The organism is Streptomyces spinoverrucosus (genome assembly GCF_006539505.1).
Taxonomy (GTDB): domain Bacteria; phylum Actinomycetota; class Actinomycetes; order Streptomycetales; family Streptomycetaceae; genus Streptomyces; species Streptomyces spinoverrucosus.
This window is the reverse complement of record NZ_BJND01000214.1, coordinates 1-636: the sequence shown is the minus strand read 5'-3', so window position 1 is coordinate 636 and position 636 is coordinate 1. Positions and strand designations below refer to the sequence as shown.

Genomic DNA, 636 nt, shown 5'->3' with positions numbered 1-636 from the left:
ACGCGGCCGACGTCGCCCAGGTCGTCGAGGCTGTTGCCGAGGCGGATGTGCTGGGCGGCCTGTTCGGCGGTGTGGGCTGCCGCGCCGGCCATGGCCGGTTCGCGGACCGGGGAGTCCACGCGGGGGACGTCCGCTCCGGCGGGCGGGGTGCCGGTGTCGGGTTGGTCGACGAGGTCGCCGGGGCCGTCGTCGGACTTCTGGATGACGTTGCCGCCCTCGTCGAGGATGTTGCCCTCGGGGTCGTAGTAGCGGGCCGGGGCGCCGTCCTCGGTGGGCAGCTTCACCGTGCCCTCGGGCAGCACCGGGGCGTCGTCGGGCAGCTTGACCGCACCCTCGGGCAGCTCGACAGCACCGGCGGGGACCGGGGTGCCTTCGGGGAGCTTGACCGCGCCGTTGCCCAGGTCGACCGCGCCCGCCGGGAGCGGGGTGCCCTCGGGCAGGGTGACCGCACCGCCCTCGGGGATCCTGATCCCGCCCGCCGGGATCGCCGCGCCCTCGGGGAGGTTCACCGTGCCGTCCGGGAGTCGGACGGCGCCCTCGGGCAGGGTGATGGCGTTGTCGGGGAGGGTGGGGATGTCGATGTTGCCGACGCCCTTCAGCGCCGCACTGATGTCGCCGATCTTCGACAGACCCGCG

At 74.8% G+C, this 636-nt stretch carries 1 pseudogene; it reads right to left on the bottom strand.

Going from position 1 to position 636, the window contains the following annotated elements:
- A pseudogene (locus SSP24_RS43325) lies at window positions 1-636 on the bottom strand (hypothetical protein); the annotation flags it as partial.